Here is an 18,368-nt window from a genome sequence, read left to right on the forward strand (position 1 = left end):
GGGCACCTCGGTGCCCGCTCGACCGGCGTACGTGACTTCTCGGCAGGTTGTCAGCCGTGGATGTCGCGGCGGCGGAAGCCGACCATCGATACCAGGAGCAGCGCGGCCGCGACGGCGCAGAGGCCGAGGGTGTGGCTGAGGGGCTGGGTCTCGAGCATGGTGTTCTCGATCCACCAGAACGGGGACAGGCCGCGGACCCAGTCGGGGAGCTTGAGCGCGTCGGCCAGGATGAGCACCAGGAACATCCAGCCGAAGATCGCCCAGCTCACCGCGCCGGCCGCCTGCGGCACCCAGGCGTAGAGGGCCAGCGCGAGCGCGACGATCACCAGGACCGCGGGGACGTAGGCCAGGGCGAGCACGGTGAAGTCACCGAAGCCGACCTCGTCGACACCGGTGGCAGCAGCACCCAGGCCCATCGCCCAGATCCCGGTGACCAGCACGACCAGTGAACCGAGTCCGGCGACGAGGGCGTTCGAGAGGAGCCAGCGGAGCCTGCCGAGGGGCTTGGCCAGCACCAGGGCCGCCCGGGTGGCGTCCTCCTCCGCCTTGACCCGCAGGGTCATGATGATCGCGTACGCCGCGGCGCCGAAGGCGGAGTAGGCGGCGATGAACGCGGCGAAGGTCTTGATCATGTCCTCCGCGCCGCCCTTGAGGAGATCGGCGTAGATCGGGTTGTCGCCGACGGCCTCCAGCATGTTCGGGACCTCGCTCAGGATCGAGCCGGTCGCGAACCACATCAGTCCGAGTCCGGCGGCGGTCCAGAACAGGCCGGTACGCTGCCGCACCCACGCCAGGGCGATCGGCCCGTCGAGCAGCGGCGAGGCGTCGGCCCGCCCGCGGCGTACCTTCACCATCCCGGCGCCGAAGTCACGGTGGGAGCCGAGGAAGGCGGCGACCGCGAGGAGGACCAGCGCGACGACCGCGGCGATCCCCAGGGGCCAGATCCGGGTGTCGACGAAGACCCTGGTCTGGTGCACCCAGGCGATGGGGGAGAGCCAGGACAGCGGGCTGCCCAGGGGCTCCTGGATATCGCCGACGACACGGGCGACGTAGGTGGCGCCGACGACGGCGAAGGCCATGCCCATCGCGCCGCCGCTGCTCTCGGAGAGCTGGGAGGTGACCAGCGCGACGGCTCCGTAGACCAGCGCCGCCAGGGCGATCCCGAAGGACATCACCGCCGAGTCGACCGGGTCCAGACCCATCGCGACCATGGCCAGCATGCCGGCGGTGGCGACGATCAGGTTGGTCAGCGCGACCTCGACGATGACCGCGAGTGAGGGGGCGTGCCGGCCGAGTACGCCGGCGCGCATCAGCTCCGAGCGGCCCGACTCCTCCTCGGAGCGGGTGTGGCGGACGACCTGCAGGATCGTCATGACGGCCAGCGCGACGACCATCCAGAGGATGAGCTCGTTGGCGACCGCGGCGCCCATCGTGTAGTCGTCGAGGCCGTAGCCGGGGCCGCCCATCGCGATCATCGCCGGGCTGCTCAGGGTGACCGCGCGCGCGGCTCGCGCCTCGGGGTCGTCGTTCAGCACCGCGTACTCGCCACCCGGCGCCAGCGAGACCAGGTAGAGGACCGCGACGATCAGGGTCCACACCACGATCCGCACCCGGTCGCGGCGGAGCATGAAGCCGATCAGGTGTCCGGTGCCGGTGAAGGAGTCCAGGAGCCCGCTCTTCGGGACCGGAACCGCGGTGGCGGCGCTCATTTCGCGACCTCGGACTCGACCTCGGACTCGGTGATCACGTCGCCGTAGTGGCGCATGAACAGCTCCTCCAGGGAGGGAGGCGTGATGGTCAGACCGTGCACGTCGAGCGCGGTGAGCGTCTTGAGCACCTCGCCGACGGAGGCGTTGTCGACGTCGAAGGCCACCCTGGTCCCGGCGCCGTTGGGGTTGATGACGAGGTCGTTGACGGCCGAGATCGTACGCAGCGTCGACGCGTCCCCGCCGACGGTGGCGACGACCGAGGAGCGGGTCAGGTGGCGCAGCTCCTCGAGCGTGCCGGACTCGACGGCGACCCCGGCACGGATGATCGTGACGGTGTCGCAGACCTTCTCGACCTCGCTGAGGATGTGGCTGGAGAGCAGCACGGACGAGCCCGCGGCCTTGGCCTCCCGGGCGTACTCGGTGAAGACGGCCTCCATCAATGGGTCGAGGCCGGAGGTCGGCTCGTCGAAGATGTAGAGGTCGGATTGGTCGAGGAACGCCGCGACCAGGGCGACCTTCTGCCGGTTGCCCTTGGAGTAGGTGCGCGCCTTCTTGGTCGGGTCGAGGTCGAACCGCTCCAGCAGCTCGGCCTTCCGTGCCTTGCGCTTGGCCTTGTCGCCGCCCGGCTTGAGCCGGGTGAGGTAGTCGATGCACTCGCCACCCGAGAGGTTCGGCCACAGGTTGACGTCGCCGGGGACGTACGAGATCCGCTTGTGCAGCTCGACCGCGTCACGCCAGACGTCGCCGCCGAAGAGGCGGGCGGTGCCGGCGTCGGAGCGCAGCAGCCCGAGCAGGATCTTGATGGTGGTGGACTTGCCGGCGCCGTTGGGGCCGAGGAAGCCCGCCACCTGGCCGTGCTGGACGGTCAGGTCGAGGCCGTCGAGGGCCTTGAAGGAACCGAAGGACTTGTGCAGACCCGCGATCTCGACCGCGGGGATGTTGTCGGACATGGAAACTCGCTTCCGCGTTGGGAGGGTAGGAGGACGTACGCCGACGGGCCTGGCGTCATGGGGACGGGGGCTCGGTCGTGGCGTCCTGCGGCGGGTCTGGGACGTAGAGCAGGTATTCGTCGAGCATCCGGCGGGTGGTGAAGACGCCCTGGGTGTAGAGCTCGATCATCGGCAGGTAGCTCGTGGCCAGGAAGCCGCGCACGATGCCGCTGATGTCGCTCGGGTCCTTGGCCGGGTTGAGGGTGAGCTCGAGCATGAGCGAGCCGAGGGCGGAGAGGACCAGGTAGCGGGCCCGGGCCGTCTCGTCACGGCTCGGCTTGATCAGTCCCGCCTCGACGCCGTTCTTGGTGTAGCCGACCGCGTCCTCGATCATCTGCTCGATGAAGGTGCGGCCGACCGGGCCGCCGTCCTGCAGCGAGCGGAGGACGTAGCCGAGCATCGGCGCGTACTCGTCCGCGGCGGCGAACCGGTGCAGGATGCTCTGCCCCGAGGACAGCTCGTCGATCGTCTCGTTCTTCGCCGAGCGGATCTCGGCGAGGACCTGCTCGTCGCACTCGGCGTGGAGCTCGTCCTTGGAGCCGAAGTGGTGGATCACCAGCGCCGGGCTGACCCCGGCGTCGGTGGCGATCGAACGGACCGAGGCGCTGAATCCGTCACGCGCGAACCGCAGCACGGCGGCGTCTCGGATCCGGTCACGGGTGGTCGGGTCGGCAGGGGCTGAACGCATGTTTAATGCTAAACACGTGTTCAGCCCCTGCGCAAGGGGTAACCGATCAGTTCGTGGTCCAGCGGAAGTCGACCGCGATCGGGAAGTGGTCGGAGAGCATCAAGCCGGTGCCGTCCTCGCGGAAGTCGGGGTCCAGGTTGCGGTAGGAGGTCGCGCTCAGGTCGACCCCGCCACCGTCGCGGTAGAGCACCTTGTCGACGACCTCGCACTCCACGCCCGGGTTCACCTCCGGGCACCCCAGGGCCGGGCTGCCGCGGTCGGGCTCGTCCCCGCTGCGTACGAGCTCGACCCAGGCGTCGGTGAGTCCGTTCGCGGCGGCGAAGGCGGAGATCCGGTCGCCCTCGCGGGTGTAGCGCGTGTTGGTGTCGCCCATGACGAGGACTGCGTTGCCGGCGGAGTGCTCGGAGAGGTACGCCGTGAGCTGCTCGAGGTTGCTGCGGCGAGCGGCCTCGTCCAGGCTGTCGTCGCCGGCGTCGGCATGCAGGTTGTAGACGTCGATCCAGGTGTCCGGGGCGATCTGGGCGCGGTGGAAGGTGAACCCCTTCGGGGTCAGGCAGTCGGCCTGGTTGATCCAGCAGCGGTTCCAGGTGACACGGTCGAGCGCCTCGTACGGCTGGTGGTGCAGGCTGTTCAGCCCGCTCCCGAACGGCACGCCGCCCGAGGTCGGGGTGCGGTGGGCGTGCACGTCGGTCTCGTAGAGGTAGGCGTGGTAGTTGAAGTCCTCCTGGACGTTGACGATGTCGAACCCGGCGATCCGCCGGCCGATCTCGTTGGTGGCGGACTTGCGGGGCGTCGGGGCGCTGGAGATGGCCTCGGGGAGGCCGGCGATGTTGTACGTCAGCGCACTGAAGCTCCCGTCCTGGGCCTGCGCGGGCGTGGTGGCGAGGAGAGGGAGGGCCACGGCGAGCGAGGTCGTGGCGGCGAGGGCGAGGAGACGCTTGATCTGAGGCACGAGAAACTCCGATCGAGTGTGGGGTTGTTGGCTCGCGATGAGCCCACCCATCGTGGCGGAGTTCGTGGTGCGTGTCCGCAGATCTCCTGCGTACGTCCTCAGCCCGCGTAGCGCGCGGCCCGAGCCGTCGGCTCGCCCGGCCCGGAGGTGAGCAGCGCGAGCAGCTCCTCCTCCAGGGCGGCTCCGACCCGGCGGCAGAAGTCCTCCGGCTCGTCGGCGGCGTCGGGGGACTCCGCGACGATCCGGTCGACCACGCCGATCTGCTGGAGGTCGACGGCGAGGACCCGCTGCGCCTCGGCCATCTCGGCGGCGTGGTCGGAGTCGCCGTGCACGATCGCGCTCGCACCCTCCGGCGGTAGCGGGGAGAGCCAGGCGTGCTGCGCGGCGACCACCCGGTCGGCGGGGAGGAACGCGAGCGCGCCACCACCGTTGCCCTCGCCGAGCATCAGGCTGAGCGTCGGGGTCTCGACGTTGACGAGTGTTCCCAACGTACGCGCGATCTCGCCGGCGATGCCGCCGTTCTCCGCCTCCGCCGACAGCGCCGCGCCGGGGGTGTCGATGACGGTGACGACGGGGAGCCCGAGCCCGGCGGCGAGCCTCATCCCGCGCTGCGCCTCGCGCAGCCCCTCCGGTCCGAGCGGCTGGTGAGCCTGTTCGCGCCGGTCCTGGGCCAGCACGAGGCACGGCGCCGATCCGAACCGCGCCAGCGCGATGATCAGGCCCGGGTCCCGCTCGCCCTGCCCGGTGCCGTTGAGGGGTACGACGTCCGAGGCCGCGATCCGGAGCAGCGCCCGCGCCCCCGGCCGGTCGGTGCGTCGGGACCGCGTGATCGCGTCCCAGGTATCGACCGCCGAGAAGTCACCCCCGTTGGCCGAGACGTCACTCCCGTCGGCCGAAGCGTCACCCGATGACCTCTCGGCCGACGCGAGTGACGTCTCGGCCGACCTGCCTGACGCCTCGGCAGAAGGGCGGAGGTCGAGGATGGTGAGAACTCGGTCGACGAGCCCGGCGAGCTCGTCGGGAGGTACGACCCCGTCGACGAGGCCGTGAGCGAAGAGGTTCTCCGAGACCTGGACGCCGGAGGGGAAGGGGCGGCCGTTGAGCACCTCGTAGACCTTCGGGCCGAGGAACCCCAGGAGTGCCCCGGGCTCGGCGACGGTGACGTGGCCCAGGGAACCCCACGAGGCCATCACGCCGCCGGTGGTGGGGTGGCGCAGGTAGACGAGGTAGGGGAGTCCGGCGGTCTTGTGACGGGTGACCGCCTCGGCGATCCGCACCATCTGCACGAACGCCGGTGTGCCCTCCTGCATCCGGGTCCCGCCCGAGGCCGGCCCCGCCAGCAGCGGCAGCCCCTCGCGGGTCGCCCGCTCCACGGCCGCGATCAGCCGCTCGGCCGAAGCGCGCCCGATCGACCCGGCCAGGAACCGGAACTCCGAGAGCACCACGGCCACCCGCCGCCCGGCGATCCGGGCCTCGCCGGTGACCACCGACTCATCGGTCCCCGCCCGCTCCCGGGCACGCACCAGGTCGGCGGCGTACGCCTCGGGGAGCTCGCCGTGGACGGGCGGGGTGTCCCAGGACGTCCAGGTGCCGGGGTCGAGGACGAGGTCGATCAGCTCGGTGGAGGTGAGGCCCATGCCGGGACCATACCCCGGGTTGGCTCATTGGCTGAGCCTCTGTCCATCCGCGGACACAGCGACGAATAGTCGATAAAGCCGATTAACATTGACTAGAAGACCTCATGAAGGAGTCCGGAATGAACGCCCCACACGCCCCCGAGTTCCTCTGGTATCTGCCCAACTTCGTCGAGACCGGCCACCGTGGCGACACCGCCTCGCCGGAGGAGGGGTACGGCACCCTCGACTACCAGGTCGGCCTGGCCGAGGCGGTCGAGGACGCCGGCTGGACCGGCGCCCTGCTCGGCACGAGCTGGGGGAGGCCCGACACCTTCACCGTCGCGACCGCCCTGGCCGCGCGCACGACCACCTTCGAGCCGCTCGTCGCGATCCGCCCGGGCTACTGGCGCCCGGCCAACTTCGCCACCTCCGCGGCAACCCTCGACCAGCTCAGCCGGGGCAGGGTGCGGGTCAACATCGTCTCCGGTCAGGACGACCTGGCCGCCTATGGCGACCGCGAGGACTCACGCACCGCCCGCTACGCGCGGACCAAGGAGTTCATGCGCCTGGTGCGGCGGTTGTGGACCGAGGAGAACGTCACCTTCGACGGTGACCACTTCCAGGTCACCGGCTCCACCATCACCCCGCGGCCCTATGTCACCGACGACCGGCCGCATCCCCGGCTCTACTTCGGCGGCGCCTCACCGGAGGCCGAGGCGGTAGCCGCGACCGAGGCCGACGTGCAGCTCTTCTGGGGCGAGCCGCTGGACGGCATCGCCGAGCGGGTCGAGCGCCTGCGTGGGCTGGAGGGATCGCTGGGCCGTGACCTGGAGCCGCTCGAGTTCGGGCTCAGGATCACCACACTGATCCGCGACACCCGCGAGGAGGCCTGGCGGGACGCGGAGGAGAAGGTACGCCAGATGGCCGACAACGTCGGCGACCGCGAGTTCCGGCGCGCGGGCCGCGCGGCGGTCGGGCAGAGCCGGCTCCTCGACCTCGCCGACCGTGGCGACGTGCTCGACGACTGCCTCTACACCGCCCCGGGACGCTATGGCGGTGGCGGGGCCGGAACCACCTGGCTGGTCGGCTCCGCGGACGACGTCGCCGCCGCGCTCGCCCGCTACCAGGAGCTCGGCGTGAGCCACTTCGTCCTCTCGGACACGCCCTACCGGACCGAGGTCGCCCGGGTCGGCGAAGCGCTGATCCCGAGGCTCCGCGACGCGGGCCGGGTCGCGCTAACGGGGCCAAACGGCGTACGTCGAGCGTAGTTAACCGGAAAGACACGGTCCTGACCTGGGAAAACCGTTGGTAGGTGGAGGGTGTTCGCTCTATCCTGGTAGGACCCGGTCTCACCACCGGGCGAAATCCACCTGACCTGTTGAAGGGCCCACGCATGAGCACGCAGCACTCGACCACCGCCCCGGCGGCCTGGTCGCTGACCGCTGCGCACGAGCGCGACCCTCATGCCCGCGGGAGCCGACAGTGACCTGGGTGCATAGCCGCACCGGATCACTCCGGGCCGCTCCTGCGAGACATGTCTGTCTCGTCGGGGCGGCCCCCTTTTTTATTCAGTCCAGTGTTTCCGTCTGATCTGCACGCGATCTCTATCCGACTCTCCTGGGAGGTAAACGAAGATGACCACGACCGTGGGTGCCGTGACCCTGTACAACGCCTCCTTCGAGCCGCTCGGGAGGGTCTCGTTCAAGCACGCCGTGCGGATGCTGTTCCGTGAGGTGGCAGTGGTTCACGAGCAACAGGGCGACAAGATGATTGGGCCACATCCATGGCCCAAGGCGGTGCGGCTGGTCCGCTACATCGCCATGCATTGGATGTATCGGCCGGCCGGCTACTCCCGCGAGGGAGTGCTCAAGCGCGACCAGCATCGTTGTGCCTACTGTGGCGGCCAGGCCCGCACCATCGACCACCTGCTGCCACAGTCACGCGGCGGCAGATGGACCTGGCTGAATACCGTGGCGGCGTGCGGCAAGTGCAACGGCCGCAAGGGCAACCGCACGCCCGAGGAGGCCCACATGGCTCTCCGCATCGAGCCGTACGTCCCGACCCGGGCCCAGCTCGCCGCCATCCTCTGACCTCTCGGCGTCAGAAACGGACTTCTCGGCGGGATTTCAGGTTCTCGACTTGACGAGACATTAATAAGTACGATGGACTTACAAACATGTCCAAGGCGAGACGTCGTACGTTGCGGCCGATCGGTAAGTTGCTGCAGGAGGATGCGCGGCGGCATCACCGATCCCTGGTGCTCCAGCATCTGTTCGCGGTGGGTCCGGCGAGCCGCGCCGACTTGGCTCGGTCCTCCGGTCTGACCCGGGCGACGGTCTCCGATCTGGTGGGCAGCCTGCTCGAGGACGGGCTCGTCGAGGAGCTCGGAGCGCCGGTGGAGAGCCGGGTCGGGAAGCCGCCGATGCTGGTCGGGCTGGCCGCCGACGCCACGCACATCGTGACCATCGACGTCTCCGGTGACGACCAGGTCGCCGGAGCCGTGCTCAACCTGACCGGCGATGTCGTCCACCGCACCGCCAGGTGCCGGGAGGGCCGCACCGGAAGCGAGGCCGTGCGTCTCGTGAAGGAGCTGGTCACCGAGCTGATCGCGAGCACCGACCGGCCGATCCTCGGCATCGGGATCGGCAGTCCCGGTGTCGTCGCGGCCGACGGCACGGTGGTCGCCGCGCCCAACCTGGGCTGGGCCGATGTCGCCCTGGCCGATCAGGTGCGCCGCGAGACCGGCCGACCGACGTACGTCGCCAACGACGCCAACACCGCGGTGCTGGGGGAGTACACCTTCGGCCAGTCCGGCGACGGCGGCCTGATGCTGATCCGGGTCGGGACCGGTGTCGGTGCGGGTCTCGTGCTCGAGGGAGCGCTGCTCCACGGGTTCGTCGACGCGGCGGGTGAGGTCGGGCACGTGACCGTCGACCCCGAGGGGCCCCTGTGCGCGTGCGGGCGCAAGGGCTGCCTGGAGACCTTCCTCGCGGTGCCCCGCCTGCGGGAGCGCCTCGAGACAGCCCACGACGATGCGCTCGTGGAAGCCGGCGAACATCTTGGAAAGGCATTGGCCCCTGTGGTCGGAACCCTGAATCTTCACGAGCTGGTCCTCTCCGGACCGGCCGACCTCCTCGACGGCCCGCTGCGCGAGACCGCCGACCGGATCATCCGCGAGCGGACGATGCCGGTCAGCGGCGAGCCGCTGGAGTTCCGTACGTCGACGCTCGGCGAGGACGTCGTCATCGTCGGCGCTGCCGTGCTCGTCCTCGCCGGTGAGCTGGGGGTGTCGTGATGTCGTCCCCGACCACCGTCGAGACCCTGGCGCTGCGCGTCCAGGTCTCCGCCTTCGCCGGCCCCACCCTGCCGCCCGGCTATGCCGAGCTGCTCCGCGAGGGCCTGGGCGGGATCTGCCTCTTCGGCCCCAACACCGAGGCCGGTGAGGAATCCGTACGCAGCCTGGCGGCCGAGATCCGGACGGCATCCGCCGAGGGCGGCTGGGCTCCGGTGATCACCATCGACGAGGAGGGCGGGGACGTCACCCGGCTGGAGGCGCTCACCGGATCCTCGGTGCTCGGCGCCGCAGCCCTCGGCGCGGCCGACGACCTGGCGCTGACCGAGGAGACCGGCCGGGCGGTCGGGGTGCGGCTGGCCCGGGCCGGCATCAACCTCAACCTGGCACCCGTCGCGGACGTCAACTCCAACCCCGACAACCCGGTGATCGCGACCCGGTCGTTCTCCCACGACGCCGGCGTGGCCGCCAAGCACGTGGCCGCCTGGGTGAAGGGCCTGGAGTCGACCGGGGTCGCCGCCTGCGTCAAGCACTTCCCCGGTCACGGCGACACCGGGCAGGACAGCCATGTCTCCCTCCCGGTCCTCGACGCCGACCTGGCGACGCTGCGCGACCGCGAGCTGGTTCCCTTCCGGGCGGCCGCCGAGGCCGGAGCCGCCTCGGTGATGACCTCCCACATCATGGTTCCGGCGCTGGATCCCGAGCTCCCCGGCACGCTCTCGGCGCCGGTGCTGGGGCTGCTGCGCGAGCTCGGCTACGAAGGGCCGATCGTCTCCGACGCCCTCGACATGGCCGGTGCCTCGGCGATCCGGGGGATCCCGGCGGCCGCGGTGCTCTCGCTCGCAGCCGGCGCGGACCTGCTGATCCTCGGACCCGACAAGCCGACCTCGCTGGTCCGCGACACGGCTGCCGCGATCGTGGCCGCGGTCGAGTCCGGTGAGCTGCCGCTCGAGCGGCTCCAGGACGCGGTCGCGCGCATCGACACGCTGCTCGCCGCCTTCGCCGGGTCGCCGCAGCCGGAGGCCGCGCTCGACCCCCGGTTCGAGGAGCGCTCCCTCGAGGGCGCTCGCCGGGCGCTCGCGACGGCCAGCGACGACCTCAGCGAGATCCCGCGCCTCGCCGGAGCCCAGGTCGTGACCGTCGACACCGAGGCCAATATCGCTGTGGGCGACGTGCCCTGGGGGCTGCCGCCGGACATCGTCATCCGCCTCGGCGACCCGCTCCCGGATCTCCCCGACGCACCCCTCATCGTGCAGGTGCGTGACGCGCACCGCCGTCCCGAGGTGGGCCGGACGGTCGCCGAGCTCCCGGGCGCCGCGGTGCTGGTGGAGTGGGGGTGGCCCGGGGCGTACGACGGGACGGGGTTGCCACGACTGTGCCCGCAGGGGTTCTCCCTGCCGGGCGTGGCCGCCGTCACCGAGGTGCTGCGACGATCGGGCTGGAACCGGTGAACGGCGCACGGGTAGGCCTCGACATCGGCGGCACCAAGATCCACGGCATCGCGATCGGGCCGGACGGGGCGGTGCTCGCCGAGGACCGTGCCGCCACCACCCCCGGCGGCGAGGGCGTCGTGAAGAGCGCGGCCGCGGTGGTCGCGAGCCTGCGTGATGCACTCGACGGCGCCGAGATCCGCTCGATCGGGGTCGGTATCCCCGGCATCGTCGACACCCGGGCCGGCACCGTGAAGCATGCGGTCAACCTGGGCCTGGACGGCGACGCCTTCCCGCTCGCGGAGCTCCTCGGCGCACGCACGGGAGCGGTCGTCACCCTCGAGAACGACACCAACGCGGCAACCCTGGGCGCACACGCCGTCGAGGACGTCGACGACCTGGTCTACCTCTCGCTCGGCACCGGCCTGGCCGCCGGCCTCTACCTCAGCGGCGCGCTCCGCCGAGGCTTCCACGGCGCCGCCGGAGAGGTCGGGCATCTCCCGGTCGACCCGGAGGGCCCGGTGTGCGGCTGCGGGCAGCGCGGCTGCCTCGAGCTGGTCGCCTCCGGTGCCGCGCTCGCCGCAGCCTGGCCGACGGCGACCGGCCACCCGGCTTCGGCGCTCTTCGCCGCAGCTGCCTCGGGTGACCCGGCGGCCGTCATCGTGCGGGAACGCTTCGCCGACGGCGTCGCCGCGGCAGTACGTGCTCTGGCGCTCGCCGTCGACCCCGAACGTGTCGTCATCGGCGGAGGCGTCGCGGCGGTCGGGGAGCCGCTGCGGGAGGCGATCGCCCTCGCGCTGGTCAGGCAGACCGAGACCTCGCCGTTCCTCGCCTCCCTCGAGCTCGCCTCGCGCCTGCGGGTCGTCTCCGCTGCCCCGGTCGCCGCCATCGGTGCCGCCCTGATCACCCCAGTGAACGATCCGACGAAGGACTGACATGGAAGTAATTGTCCTCGAGACCCCCGCCGCGGTGGCATCCCTCGCCGCGGACACGATCGAAGACGTCGTACGCCGCCGGGCGGCCGCCGGCACCCCCGCGGTGCTCGGCCTGGCCACCGGCTCGACGCCACTGGCGACGTACGAGGAGCTCATCCGGCGCGCCCGGGGCGGTCGCGGGCCGTCCTATGAGGGCGTGGAGACGTTCAACCTGGACGAGTACGTCGGCCTCCCCGAGGGGCACGAGCAGTCCTATCTGGCGACCATCCGCCGCGAGTTCACCGACGCGGTCGGCCTTCCGCCCGAGCGGGTCCACGGCCCCGACCCGACCGCGGAGACCCTGCCGAGCGCCGGTGAGCGCTACGAGGCGGCGATCGTTGCCGCGGGCGGGATCGAGGTGCAGATCCTCGGCATCGGCTCCGACGGCCATCTGGCCTTCAACGAGCCCGGCTCGTCGCTGGCCTCGCTGACCCGGATCAAGACGCTCACGGCCAGGACCCGCAAGGACAACGCCCGCTTCTTCGGCTCACCCGACGCGGTGCCGCGCCACGTGCTCACCCAGGGGCTCGGCACCATCACCCGAGCCGGCCACCTGCTTCTCCTCGCCACCGGCGAGGGCAAGGCCGAGGCGGTCGCCGCCGCGGTCGAGGGCCCGGTCTCGGCGACCTGCCCCGCCTCCGTCCTCCAGCTCCACGGCCACGTCTCCGTCCTCCTGGACGAGGCCGCGGCCTCCCGCCTCGTACGCCGCGACTATTACCGCGAGGTCTACGCAGGGAAGCCCGACTGGCAGGGGCTCTAGAGAGCCTCGCGGAGGCGCTCGGCGGCGGTCTCCGGGGGGATGTCGTTGACCCAGAGAGCGACCCCGGACTCGATGCCGGCCAGGTACTTCAGCCGTCCCGGAGCCCGCCGGATGGTGAAGATCTCGGCGGCGAGGTGCCAGGTGTCCTCGCGGCCGGTCGGGGCCTGCTGCCAGCCGGCGATGTAGGGCACCGGACCGGCGTCGTCGAGCCCGTCCATCCGTCGCAGGCACTCCTGGTAGAGCGCGGCGAGGTCGTCCATCTCGTCGGCGGTCAGCCCGGGCAGCGAACCCACGTGGCGCCGCGGCACGACGCGGATCTCGTAGGGCCAGCGGCCGGCATAGGGCACGTACGCCACGAACGACGCGTTCTCGGCCACCACCCGCGACCCGTCGGCGATCTCGTCGGCGAGCACCGCACACTGGAGGCACTCGCCGGTCGCCTCCCGGTGGGCGTCGGCGGCGTTCACGAGCGACTCGATCCGAGGCGGCAGCACCGGCATCGCGTAGATCTGCCCATGGGGGTGCTGCAGCGTCACCCCGATCTCCTCGCCGCGGTTCTCGAAGCAGAAGACGTACGCCACCTCCGGCATCGCCGTCAGCTGCTCGGTGCGGTGCGCGAGCGCCGCGAGCACCGTCCGCACCCGCTCGGGCGGAAGGTCGACGAAGCTCTGCTCGTGGTCGCTGGTGAAGCAGACCACCTCGCACCGGCCCCGCCCCGGCAGGGAGACGAACGGCTCCCCGGTCGCCTCGCCGACTGCGACCGTGGACAGCGCCGGGAACCGGTTCTCGAAGGCCACCACGTCGTAGCTCTCGGCCGGGATCTCGGTCAGCCTCCCGTCGACCGACGGGCACAGCGGGCACTCGTCCGACGGCGGCTTGAACGTACGCGTCTGCCGGTGCCCCGCCACCGCCGTCCAGGTCGCGGTCAGCCGGTCCCAGCGCAGCTGCGACCCGCCCGCCCGCGGCTCCAGCGGCCGCTCGTCGTGCGCCGACCGCAGCGTGGGCTGCTCGTCGAAGAACCAGATCTCGCGTCCGTCCGCCAGCTTCGCTGACGTGGCCACAGGGGTGTTCGGCATGCGCCGATTATCTCCTGCGGGGCGTGGGCCGCGACGACCGGATGCGGCCATTCGCCGATGATTGCAAGACTACACAGATCTAGGTAGTGTTGCAGCCGTGAAGGAGACTCGTGTGCCGATGACGGCCGCCTCCCGGATGGGAGTGTCAGCCCTGGCCGCCAAGAGCGCCGAGGGGCGAGTCATCCTGACGAGCCACGGTCGTGCGGTGGCCGTGATCGGCTCTGCGGAGCATCTCGACGCCGACCTCCGGGCGCTGCGAGAGGCCACGGCTCGAGTGCTCGATGCGGCAGCCGACATCGTCTCCTCACGTGGCGAGCTGTTGTCTCTGGAGGAGACCTGCGAGCGGCTCGGTGTCGATGTGGACCGGGTCCGTGAGCGGGCCGCTGCGCATCGCGACGTCGGCTAGACCCGTGCGAGCAGGCGAAACGTTTCCGGCCGACCAGGCGTACGTCGAGTTCAACGACGCGTTCGTCGAGTCGCTCGAACCGCTGACGGTCGCGCAGCGCGAGTCTCTTCTGGCTGACGTCGTCGCGCTCTGTCGAAACCCGGCCGGTGCCCGTCCGCTCAGCAACCGGGGCGGGCAGAAGCTCGCGGGATGGAACACTCTCGACGTGCTCCAGAAGGAGTATCGGGTCGTCTTCGCGAGTCGCGTCGAGGTCGTCGACGGCGTTCCCGTCGGAATGATCGAGGTGCTGGTCGCGGGGCCGCGCCGGGCGGAAGCGGCGTACGACATGGCGGCCGCGCTCGTTCGCTCGGGGCGGATCGACCCGGACCTGATGACCGAGGTCTGGGAGGTGCTAGCCCTGGTCGAGGTGGTTGCCGAGGACGTCGGGCTCGACGGCTGGGACTACCGTCCCGAGCCAGCACCTCCCGGCATGGTCAAGGCTGCCGTCGTCGCCGGGATCCTCGAAGAGACGACGGCGACGAACCTGTCGAAGGACGAGCTCGAAGCCGCGATGACGCATGGTTGGGACGCAGCCGGCAATCCGGACCCGGTCGCAGCTCTCGGCGCGGCGATGCGACGTGCTCGCGCGGGCGTCGACCCGTTCGATCTGACCCGCATCATGTCCGGGCGTCGCGAGCCGCGCTGCGGTGCCATCCTCAAGCGTGCGAAACGCCCCTGCATCCGACGTGAGGGACATCCCGGACCCCACCGGTCCAGCTAGTCCTACTTGGACACGCAGGCCTGGGCGGCGCCCTGGGAGACGTTGCCGTTCTCGCCGAGGGAGCGGACCTGGATGCAGACCTTGGTCGCCCCTTCGAGGCGTACGACCGCCTTGGGCTGGCTCACGTTGCCGCTGGTGGAGTTGTCGCCGACCCACTTGTAGCCGGTCGCTCCGGAGACGCCGGACCAGGTGAAGACGGCGCGGTTGCCCTTGAGCGTGCCCTTGACCTTGCCCGGGGCGGCTGGGCCGGTGACACCGGGGAGGTCGGTCTCGACGGGCGGGGGCGGGACCTCGTCGGGCTTCTCGTCCTCGCCGCCGCGGGAGAGCACGATGCCGATGACGGCGGCGATGAGGAAGAGGAGGACGACGCCGATGATCGCCGGGGTCTTGCTGCGGCTCTCCGTCGGGCGTGCGCCGGTGAGGACGGACGGGCCCTCCTCGGTCCGCGGGTAGCTGAACCGGGTGCGGTCGCCGGAGAGCGAGCCTGCGTCCGCCATCGGGGCCGAGGCCAGCGAGGCCGGGGGCTGTGTGATCGGCGCCTGCGCGATGACCTGGGACGGCGGCTTGAGCTCGGTCGCCTTCTCCATCTCCGGGTCGCTGGGCGGGGAGGGGAGCCGCGCACGGCCCGATCCCGTCGTGGGTCCTTCACCCCGCGCGGCCGGAATGTCGGGAACGACCGGGAACGACCCGCTGCCGCCGGCGTCGCGGTCGAGGACCTGCACCTCGGTGCGGCCCAGCCGCAGCTCCTGCTCGATCCGCTGGAAGTGGCGGGCCAGGTCGAGGGCCGTCCGAGGCCGGTAGGTCGGATCCTTCGCCATCGCCTGCTGGAGCACGCGGTCGAGCGAGGGTGGCACGTCCGGGCGCCCGGTCGCCGGGGGAGCCGTGTGCAGGATGCGGGAGAAGACGGCGCGGTCGGAGTTGTTGCCCCGCTCGGCGAACGGCGAGCGCCCGACGAGGAGGTGCCAGACGGTCGCGGCCAGGGAGTAGACGTCGGAGGCCACCGAGCCGTTGGACGCCGAGGTGAGGACCTCGGGCGGCGACCACGGCAGCGAGACGCCGATGTCGCCCTCGTCGTCGCGCGGACGGCCTGCGATGCCGAAGTCGGCCAGGCCGGGCACGTCGTAGCGGGAGAGCAGGATGTTGGACGGCTTGATGTCGCGGTGGATGATCCCGGCGCGGTGCGCGGTCTCGACGGCCGAGGCCATCTGGATCCCGAAGCGCAGCGCGTCCTGCACCTTCATCGGGTTGTTGCGTACGCGGGCACCGAGGTCGTTGTTGGGGTAGTAGCCCATCACCAGGTACGGCCGGCCGTCCGGCGTCTCACCAGCGCTGTGCACGGGCACGATGAACGGATGCTCGGCCAGCTCAGCCATCACCGCCGCCTCGGCGGCGAACTGCGCCCGCTGCGCCTCGGCGAGATCGGAGGAGCGCATCAGCTTCACCGCGACCCGGACCTTCGGGTGGTGGCGCTCGTAGAGATACACGTCGGCGAACCCGCCGGAGCCGAGCCTGCTCAGGCAGTTCATCCCCGGCAGCTCTGGCCCGAGCTCGGGAGGTGGTGTCTGTGTCACCCGAGAACCTCATAGGTCAGATTGATCGAACCGGCCAGGCTGATCACGGCGCCGGGCTCCAGGGCGTACTCCTCCATCGGCCGCATCTGCTGCGGACGCCCACCGGGCAGGGTCAGATAGGACCCGTTGGCGGAGCCGAGGTCGCGTACGAGAACCTGCCATTCCTCCAGCCGCACCTCGGTGTGCAGCCGGCTGATGTCGGGCAGCATCACCTTCACCAGATGCGGAGGTACGCCACCAGCCCCCGTGTTGCCGTTGGCATCAGCGCGCGGCGACCGCCCGAAGACGGCACCGCGGTCCAGGACGACGACCCGGCCGTCGCCCAGCTTGAGCTGGCCCAGCGCGGGGCGCGGGACCGAGACCGGCTGCTGGTGCGGTGGCAGCGCCATCCGGCAGATGCGGCAGGTCGGGGAGTAGGGCGGCGAGGCGTGGCCCTGCGGACAGTAGACCGCCCACACCGTCGGCCCGCCCGCCGGCGGCACCGGGGTCGGGGTCGGGACGTCGCGGACGCGGGTCGCCATGTCGACGGGAGGCGGCGGCGCAGGAGCAGGCGCGGGCATCGGGGGAGGAGGCGACGCGGGCGGCATCGCGGGCGGGGGCGAGGGCTGCCGGTCCGGCGGGCCCCACGCGTTCGGGTCGGGCTTCTTGGCACCCTTCTTGCGCCACGGAAGCCCGTCGATGATGCCCTTCTTGGCCTCCGGCGCGGGCTGCGCGGGCGCCACCGGTGGCGGCGGCACGGCGGCCGGGGGAGGGCTCTGGAACGAGGGCACGCCCGGAGGCGGCGCGGCGGGCGGCATCCCGGGCGGCGGCGAGGCCGCCAGGTCGGAGCGCCGGATGGTGTGGTCGAGCGGCGTCATGGTCGCGTCGGGCTGCGCCTGCGCCTGTGCGTAGTAGTGGGGGTCGAAGACGACGTCCAGCGAGCGCGCGTGGGCGGTGTCGACCAGCGGCTGGTCCTCCTCCATCCCGCCCCAGGCCCCGTTGGCGAGCTCGGCCCGCTCGGGTACGGCGGCGAAGTGGCCGTCGGCCCACTTGCCGGAGACGTCGATGCCGTCGATGAAGACCGGCACCTCGTTGACGACGGCGGTCACCTTGGCAGGGGAGCGCACGGCGTACCGCACCCGTGGGCCCTCGCGTCCGATCAGCGCGAAGCCGGGGGCTCGCGGGCCGTCCGCGGAGAGCAGTCCGGCGATCGCGTCGACCGGGTGGGGGTCGGCCAGCGCGGCCTGGACACCACCGACCCGCGGGTCGCCGGGCCCGAGCTGCACCAGCGCCCAGCACCGGTCGCCCTTCAACGCGAGCCAGTGCCCGGCACAGTAGGTAGCGGTATCACTCATGGGACGACGAGGCGTCGACTTCCATCGGGGCGGTGAAGAGCGAGGGAGGGGGCGTCACGAGTACCACAGTGACATTGTCGCGCCCGCCCGATGCAACCGCTGCGTCCACCAGCCTCTGGGCGAGGTTGTCGATGCTTCCGCCCACCCCGAGCGTCTTGGACGCGATCTCATGGATCTCGTGGTCCTCGAGCTCGCCGGTGAGACCGTCGGAGCAGAGCAGGAAGAGGTCCTCGGGCGACACGGCCATCAGCCAGGTGTCCGCCTCGGGGGACGGGTAGGTGCCGAGCGACCGGGTGATGACGTTGCGCAGCGGGTGGACGCGAGCCTCGGCAGCGGTGATCATCCCCGCCTCGACCATGACGGCGACCTCGGAGTGGTCGACGGTCACCTGCGTCACCCCGGCCGGGGAGAGCCGGTAGACGCGCGAGTCGCCGACGTTGAACACCAGCCAGTGGGGAGCGCCCCCGGACTCGACGAGCGCCACTCCGGTCAACGTCGTTCCCATGCCCTGCTTCTCGGAGTTGCGCGCCGCCTCCGAGGTGATCGCGGAGTTGGCGGCGTGGACGGCGTCCTGGATGTCCTCGGGAACCGGGCAGATGGTCGCGAAGCGGCTCTGGAAGGTCTCCACCGCGAGGGCGCTGGCGACATCGCCGCTGGCGTGACCGCCCATCCCGTCGGCGACGACTGCCACCGCGGGCAGCATGACGAACGAGTCCTCGTTCACTTCGCGGACCCGGCCGACATCAGTCGCCCCCGCGGCACGCAGGGCTGGGTAAGCGGTCATGCTGTTCCTTTGCGATGCCAATGATCG

General features: G+C 71.3%; 17 protein-coding genes. 8 read left to right on the forward strand and 9 right to left on the reverse strand.

Annotation, left to right across the window (positions count from 1 at the left end):
• Nucleotides 1-50: 50 nt before the first annotated feature.
• The 5 genes from ACFU7D_RS06565 to ACFU7D_RS06585 all read right to left on the reverse strand — a co-directional run bounded on the left by ACFU7D_RS06565 (nucleotide 51) and on the right by ACFU7D_RS06585 (nucleotide 5,975).
• Entirely contained in the window at nucleotides 51-1,709 is a 1,659-nt protein-coding gene (locus tag ACFU7D_RS06565) for an ABC transporter permease (protein ID WP_378864779.1), read from the reverse strand.
• Nucleotides 1,706-2,659: an ATP-binding cassette domain-containing protein gene (locus ACFU7D_RS06570; protein WP_378728258.1), complete on the reverse strand. Its 954-nt coding sequence runs from the start codon at nucleotides 2,657-2,659 to the stop codon at nucleotides 1,706-1,708. The genes ACFU7D_RS06565 and ACFU7D_RS06570 overlap by 4 nt, the downstream gene beginning before the upstream one ends.
• A gap of 55 nt (nucleotides 2,660-2,714) precedes the next feature.
• Nucleotides 2,715-3,386, reverse strand: a complete 672-nt coding sequence (locus ACFU7D_RS06575) for a TetR family transcriptional regulator (protein ID WP_378864781.1) — start codon at nucleotides 3,384-3,386, stop codon at nucleotides 2,715-2,717.
• Nucleotides 3,387-3,432: 46 nt separating this feature from the next.
• The gene (locus tag ACFU7D_RS06580) at nucleotides 3,433-4,338 is read right to left on the reverse strand and encodes a hypothetical protein (protein ID WP_378864784.1); all 906 of its coding nucleotides are present in this window, start codon (nucleotides 4,336-4,338) and stop codon (nucleotides 3,433-3,435) included.
• A 98-nt stretch (nucleotides 4,339-4,436) separates the two neighbouring features.
• Nucleotides 4,437-5,975 (reverse strand): carboxyl transferase domain-containing protein, encoded by a 1,539-nt coding sequence (locus ACFU7D_RS06585; protein ID WP_378864787.1) that lies wholly within the window; start codon nucleotides 5,973-5,975, stop codon nucleotides 4,437-4,439.
• A gap of 119 nt (nucleotides 5,976-6,094) precedes the next feature.
• Between ACFU7D_RS06585 and ACFU7D_RS06590 the strand changes: the two genes are divergently transcribed.
• From ACFU7D_RS06590 to nagB, 6 genes are all read left to right on the forward strand, one after another.
• Nucleotides 6,095-7,222: an LLM class flavin-dependent oxidoreductase gene (locus tag ACFU7D_RS06590; protein ID WP_378864790.1), complete on the forward strand. Its 1,128-nt coding sequence runs from the start codon at nucleotides 6,095-6,097 to the stop codon at nucleotides 7,220-7,222.
• A 366-nt stretch (nucleotides 7,223-7,588) separates the two neighbouring features.
• A complete protein-coding gene (locus ACFU7D_RS06595) occupies nucleotides 7,589-8,044 on the forward strand; it encodes an HNH endonuclease (RefSeq protein WP_378728263.1) in 456 nt (151 codons plus the stop codon).
• 86 nt (nucleotides 8,045-8,130) lie between these two features.
• The gene (locus ACFU7D_RS06600) at nucleotides 8,131-9,249 is read left to right on the forward strand and encodes an ROK family protein (RefSeq protein ID WP_378728264.1); all 1,119 of its coding nucleotides are present in this window, start codon (nucleotides 8,131-8,133) and stop codon (nucleotides 9,247-9,249) included.
• Entirely contained in the window at nucleotides 9,249-10,697 is a 1,449-nt protein-coding gene (locus ACFU7D_RS06605; RefSeq protein WP_378864793.1) for a glycoside hydrolase family 3 N-terminal domain-containing protein, read from the forward strand. Before ACFU7D_RS06600 ends, ACFU7D_RS06605 begins: the two co-directional genes overlap by 1 nt.
• Nucleotides 10,694-11,611, forward strand: coding sequence for an ROK family protein (locus ACFU7D_RS06610; RefSeq protein ID WP_378864796.1), 918 nt, complete (start codon nucleotides 10,694-10,696; stop codon nucleotides 11,609-11,611). The genes ACFU7D_RS06605 and ACFU7D_RS06610 overlap by 4 nt, the downstream gene beginning before the upstream one ends.
• Before the next feature lies 1 nt (nucleotide 11,612).
• Entirely contained in the window at nucleotides 11,613-12,410 is a 798-nt protein-coding gene (gene nagB, locus ACFU7D_RS06615; protein ID WP_378864799.1) for a glucosamine-6-phosphate deaminase, read from the forward strand.
• Here nagB and galT read toward each other — a convergent pair.
• Nucleotides 12,407-13,486 (reverse strand): galactose-1-phosphate uridylyltransferase, encoded by a 1,080-nt coding sequence (galT, locus tag ACFU7D_RS06620; protein ID WP_378864801.1) that lies wholly within the window; start codon nucleotides 13,484-13,486, stop codon nucleotides 12,407-12,409. The genes nagB and galT overlap by 4 nt on opposite strands.
• 97 nt (nucleotides 13,487-13,583) lie before the next feature.
• On the opposite strand from galT, the gene ACFU7D_RS06625 reads away from it, so the two are divergent.
• Both ACFU7D_RS06625 and ACFU7D_RS06630 read left to right on the forward strand, forming a co-directional pair.
• Nucleotides 13,584-13,892, forward strand: a complete 309-nt coding sequence (locus tag ACFU7D_RS06625) for a hypothetical protein (protein ID WP_378864804.1) — start codon at nucleotides 13,584-13,586, stop codon at nucleotides 13,890-13,892.
• Nucleotides 13,893-13,896: 4 nt separating this feature from the next.
• Nucleotides 13,897-14,652: a hypothetical protein gene (locus ACFU7D_RS06630; RefSeq protein ID WP_378864807.1), complete on the forward strand. Its 756-nt coding sequence runs from the start codon at nucleotides 13,897-13,899 to the stop codon at nucleotides 14,650-14,652.
• Between the two features lie 2 nt (nucleotides 14,653-14,654).
• Here ACFU7D_RS06630 and ACFU7D_RS06635 read toward each other — a convergent pair whose 3' ends face one another.
• The 3 genes from ACFU7D_RS06635 to ACFU7D_RS06645 are packed head-to-tail and all read right to left on the reverse strand — an operon-like array spanning nucleotide 14,655 to nucleotide 18,341.
• The gene (locus ACFU7D_RS06635) at nucleotides 14,655-16,223 is read right to left on the reverse strand and encodes a protein kinase (protein WP_378728271.1); all 1,569 of its coding nucleotides are present in this window, start codon (nucleotides 16,221-16,223) and stop codon (nucleotides 14,655-14,657) included.
• Nucleotides 16,220-17,557: an FHA domain-containing protein gene (locus tag ACFU7D_RS06640; protein WP_378864810.1), complete on the reverse strand. Its 1,338-nt coding sequence runs from the start codon at nucleotides 17,555-17,557 to the stop codon at nucleotides 16,220-16,222. Before ACFU7D_RS06640 ends, ACFU7D_RS06635 begins: the two co-directional genes overlap by 4 nt.
• A complete protein-coding gene (locus ACFU7D_RS06645; RefSeq protein WP_378728273.1) occupies nucleotides 17,550-18,341 on the reverse strand; it encodes a PP2C family protein-serine/threonine phosphatase in 792 nt (263 codons plus the stop codon). Before ACFU7D_RS06645 ends, ACFU7D_RS06640 begins: the two co-directional genes overlap by 8 nt.
• Nucleotides 18,342-18,368: the final 27 nt, after the last annotated feature.

This window comes from Nocardioides sp. NPDC057577 (genome assembly GCF_042801335.1).
Classification (GTDB): domain Bacteria; phylum Actinomycetota; class Actinomycetes; order Propionibacteriales; family Nocardioidaceae; genus Nocardioides.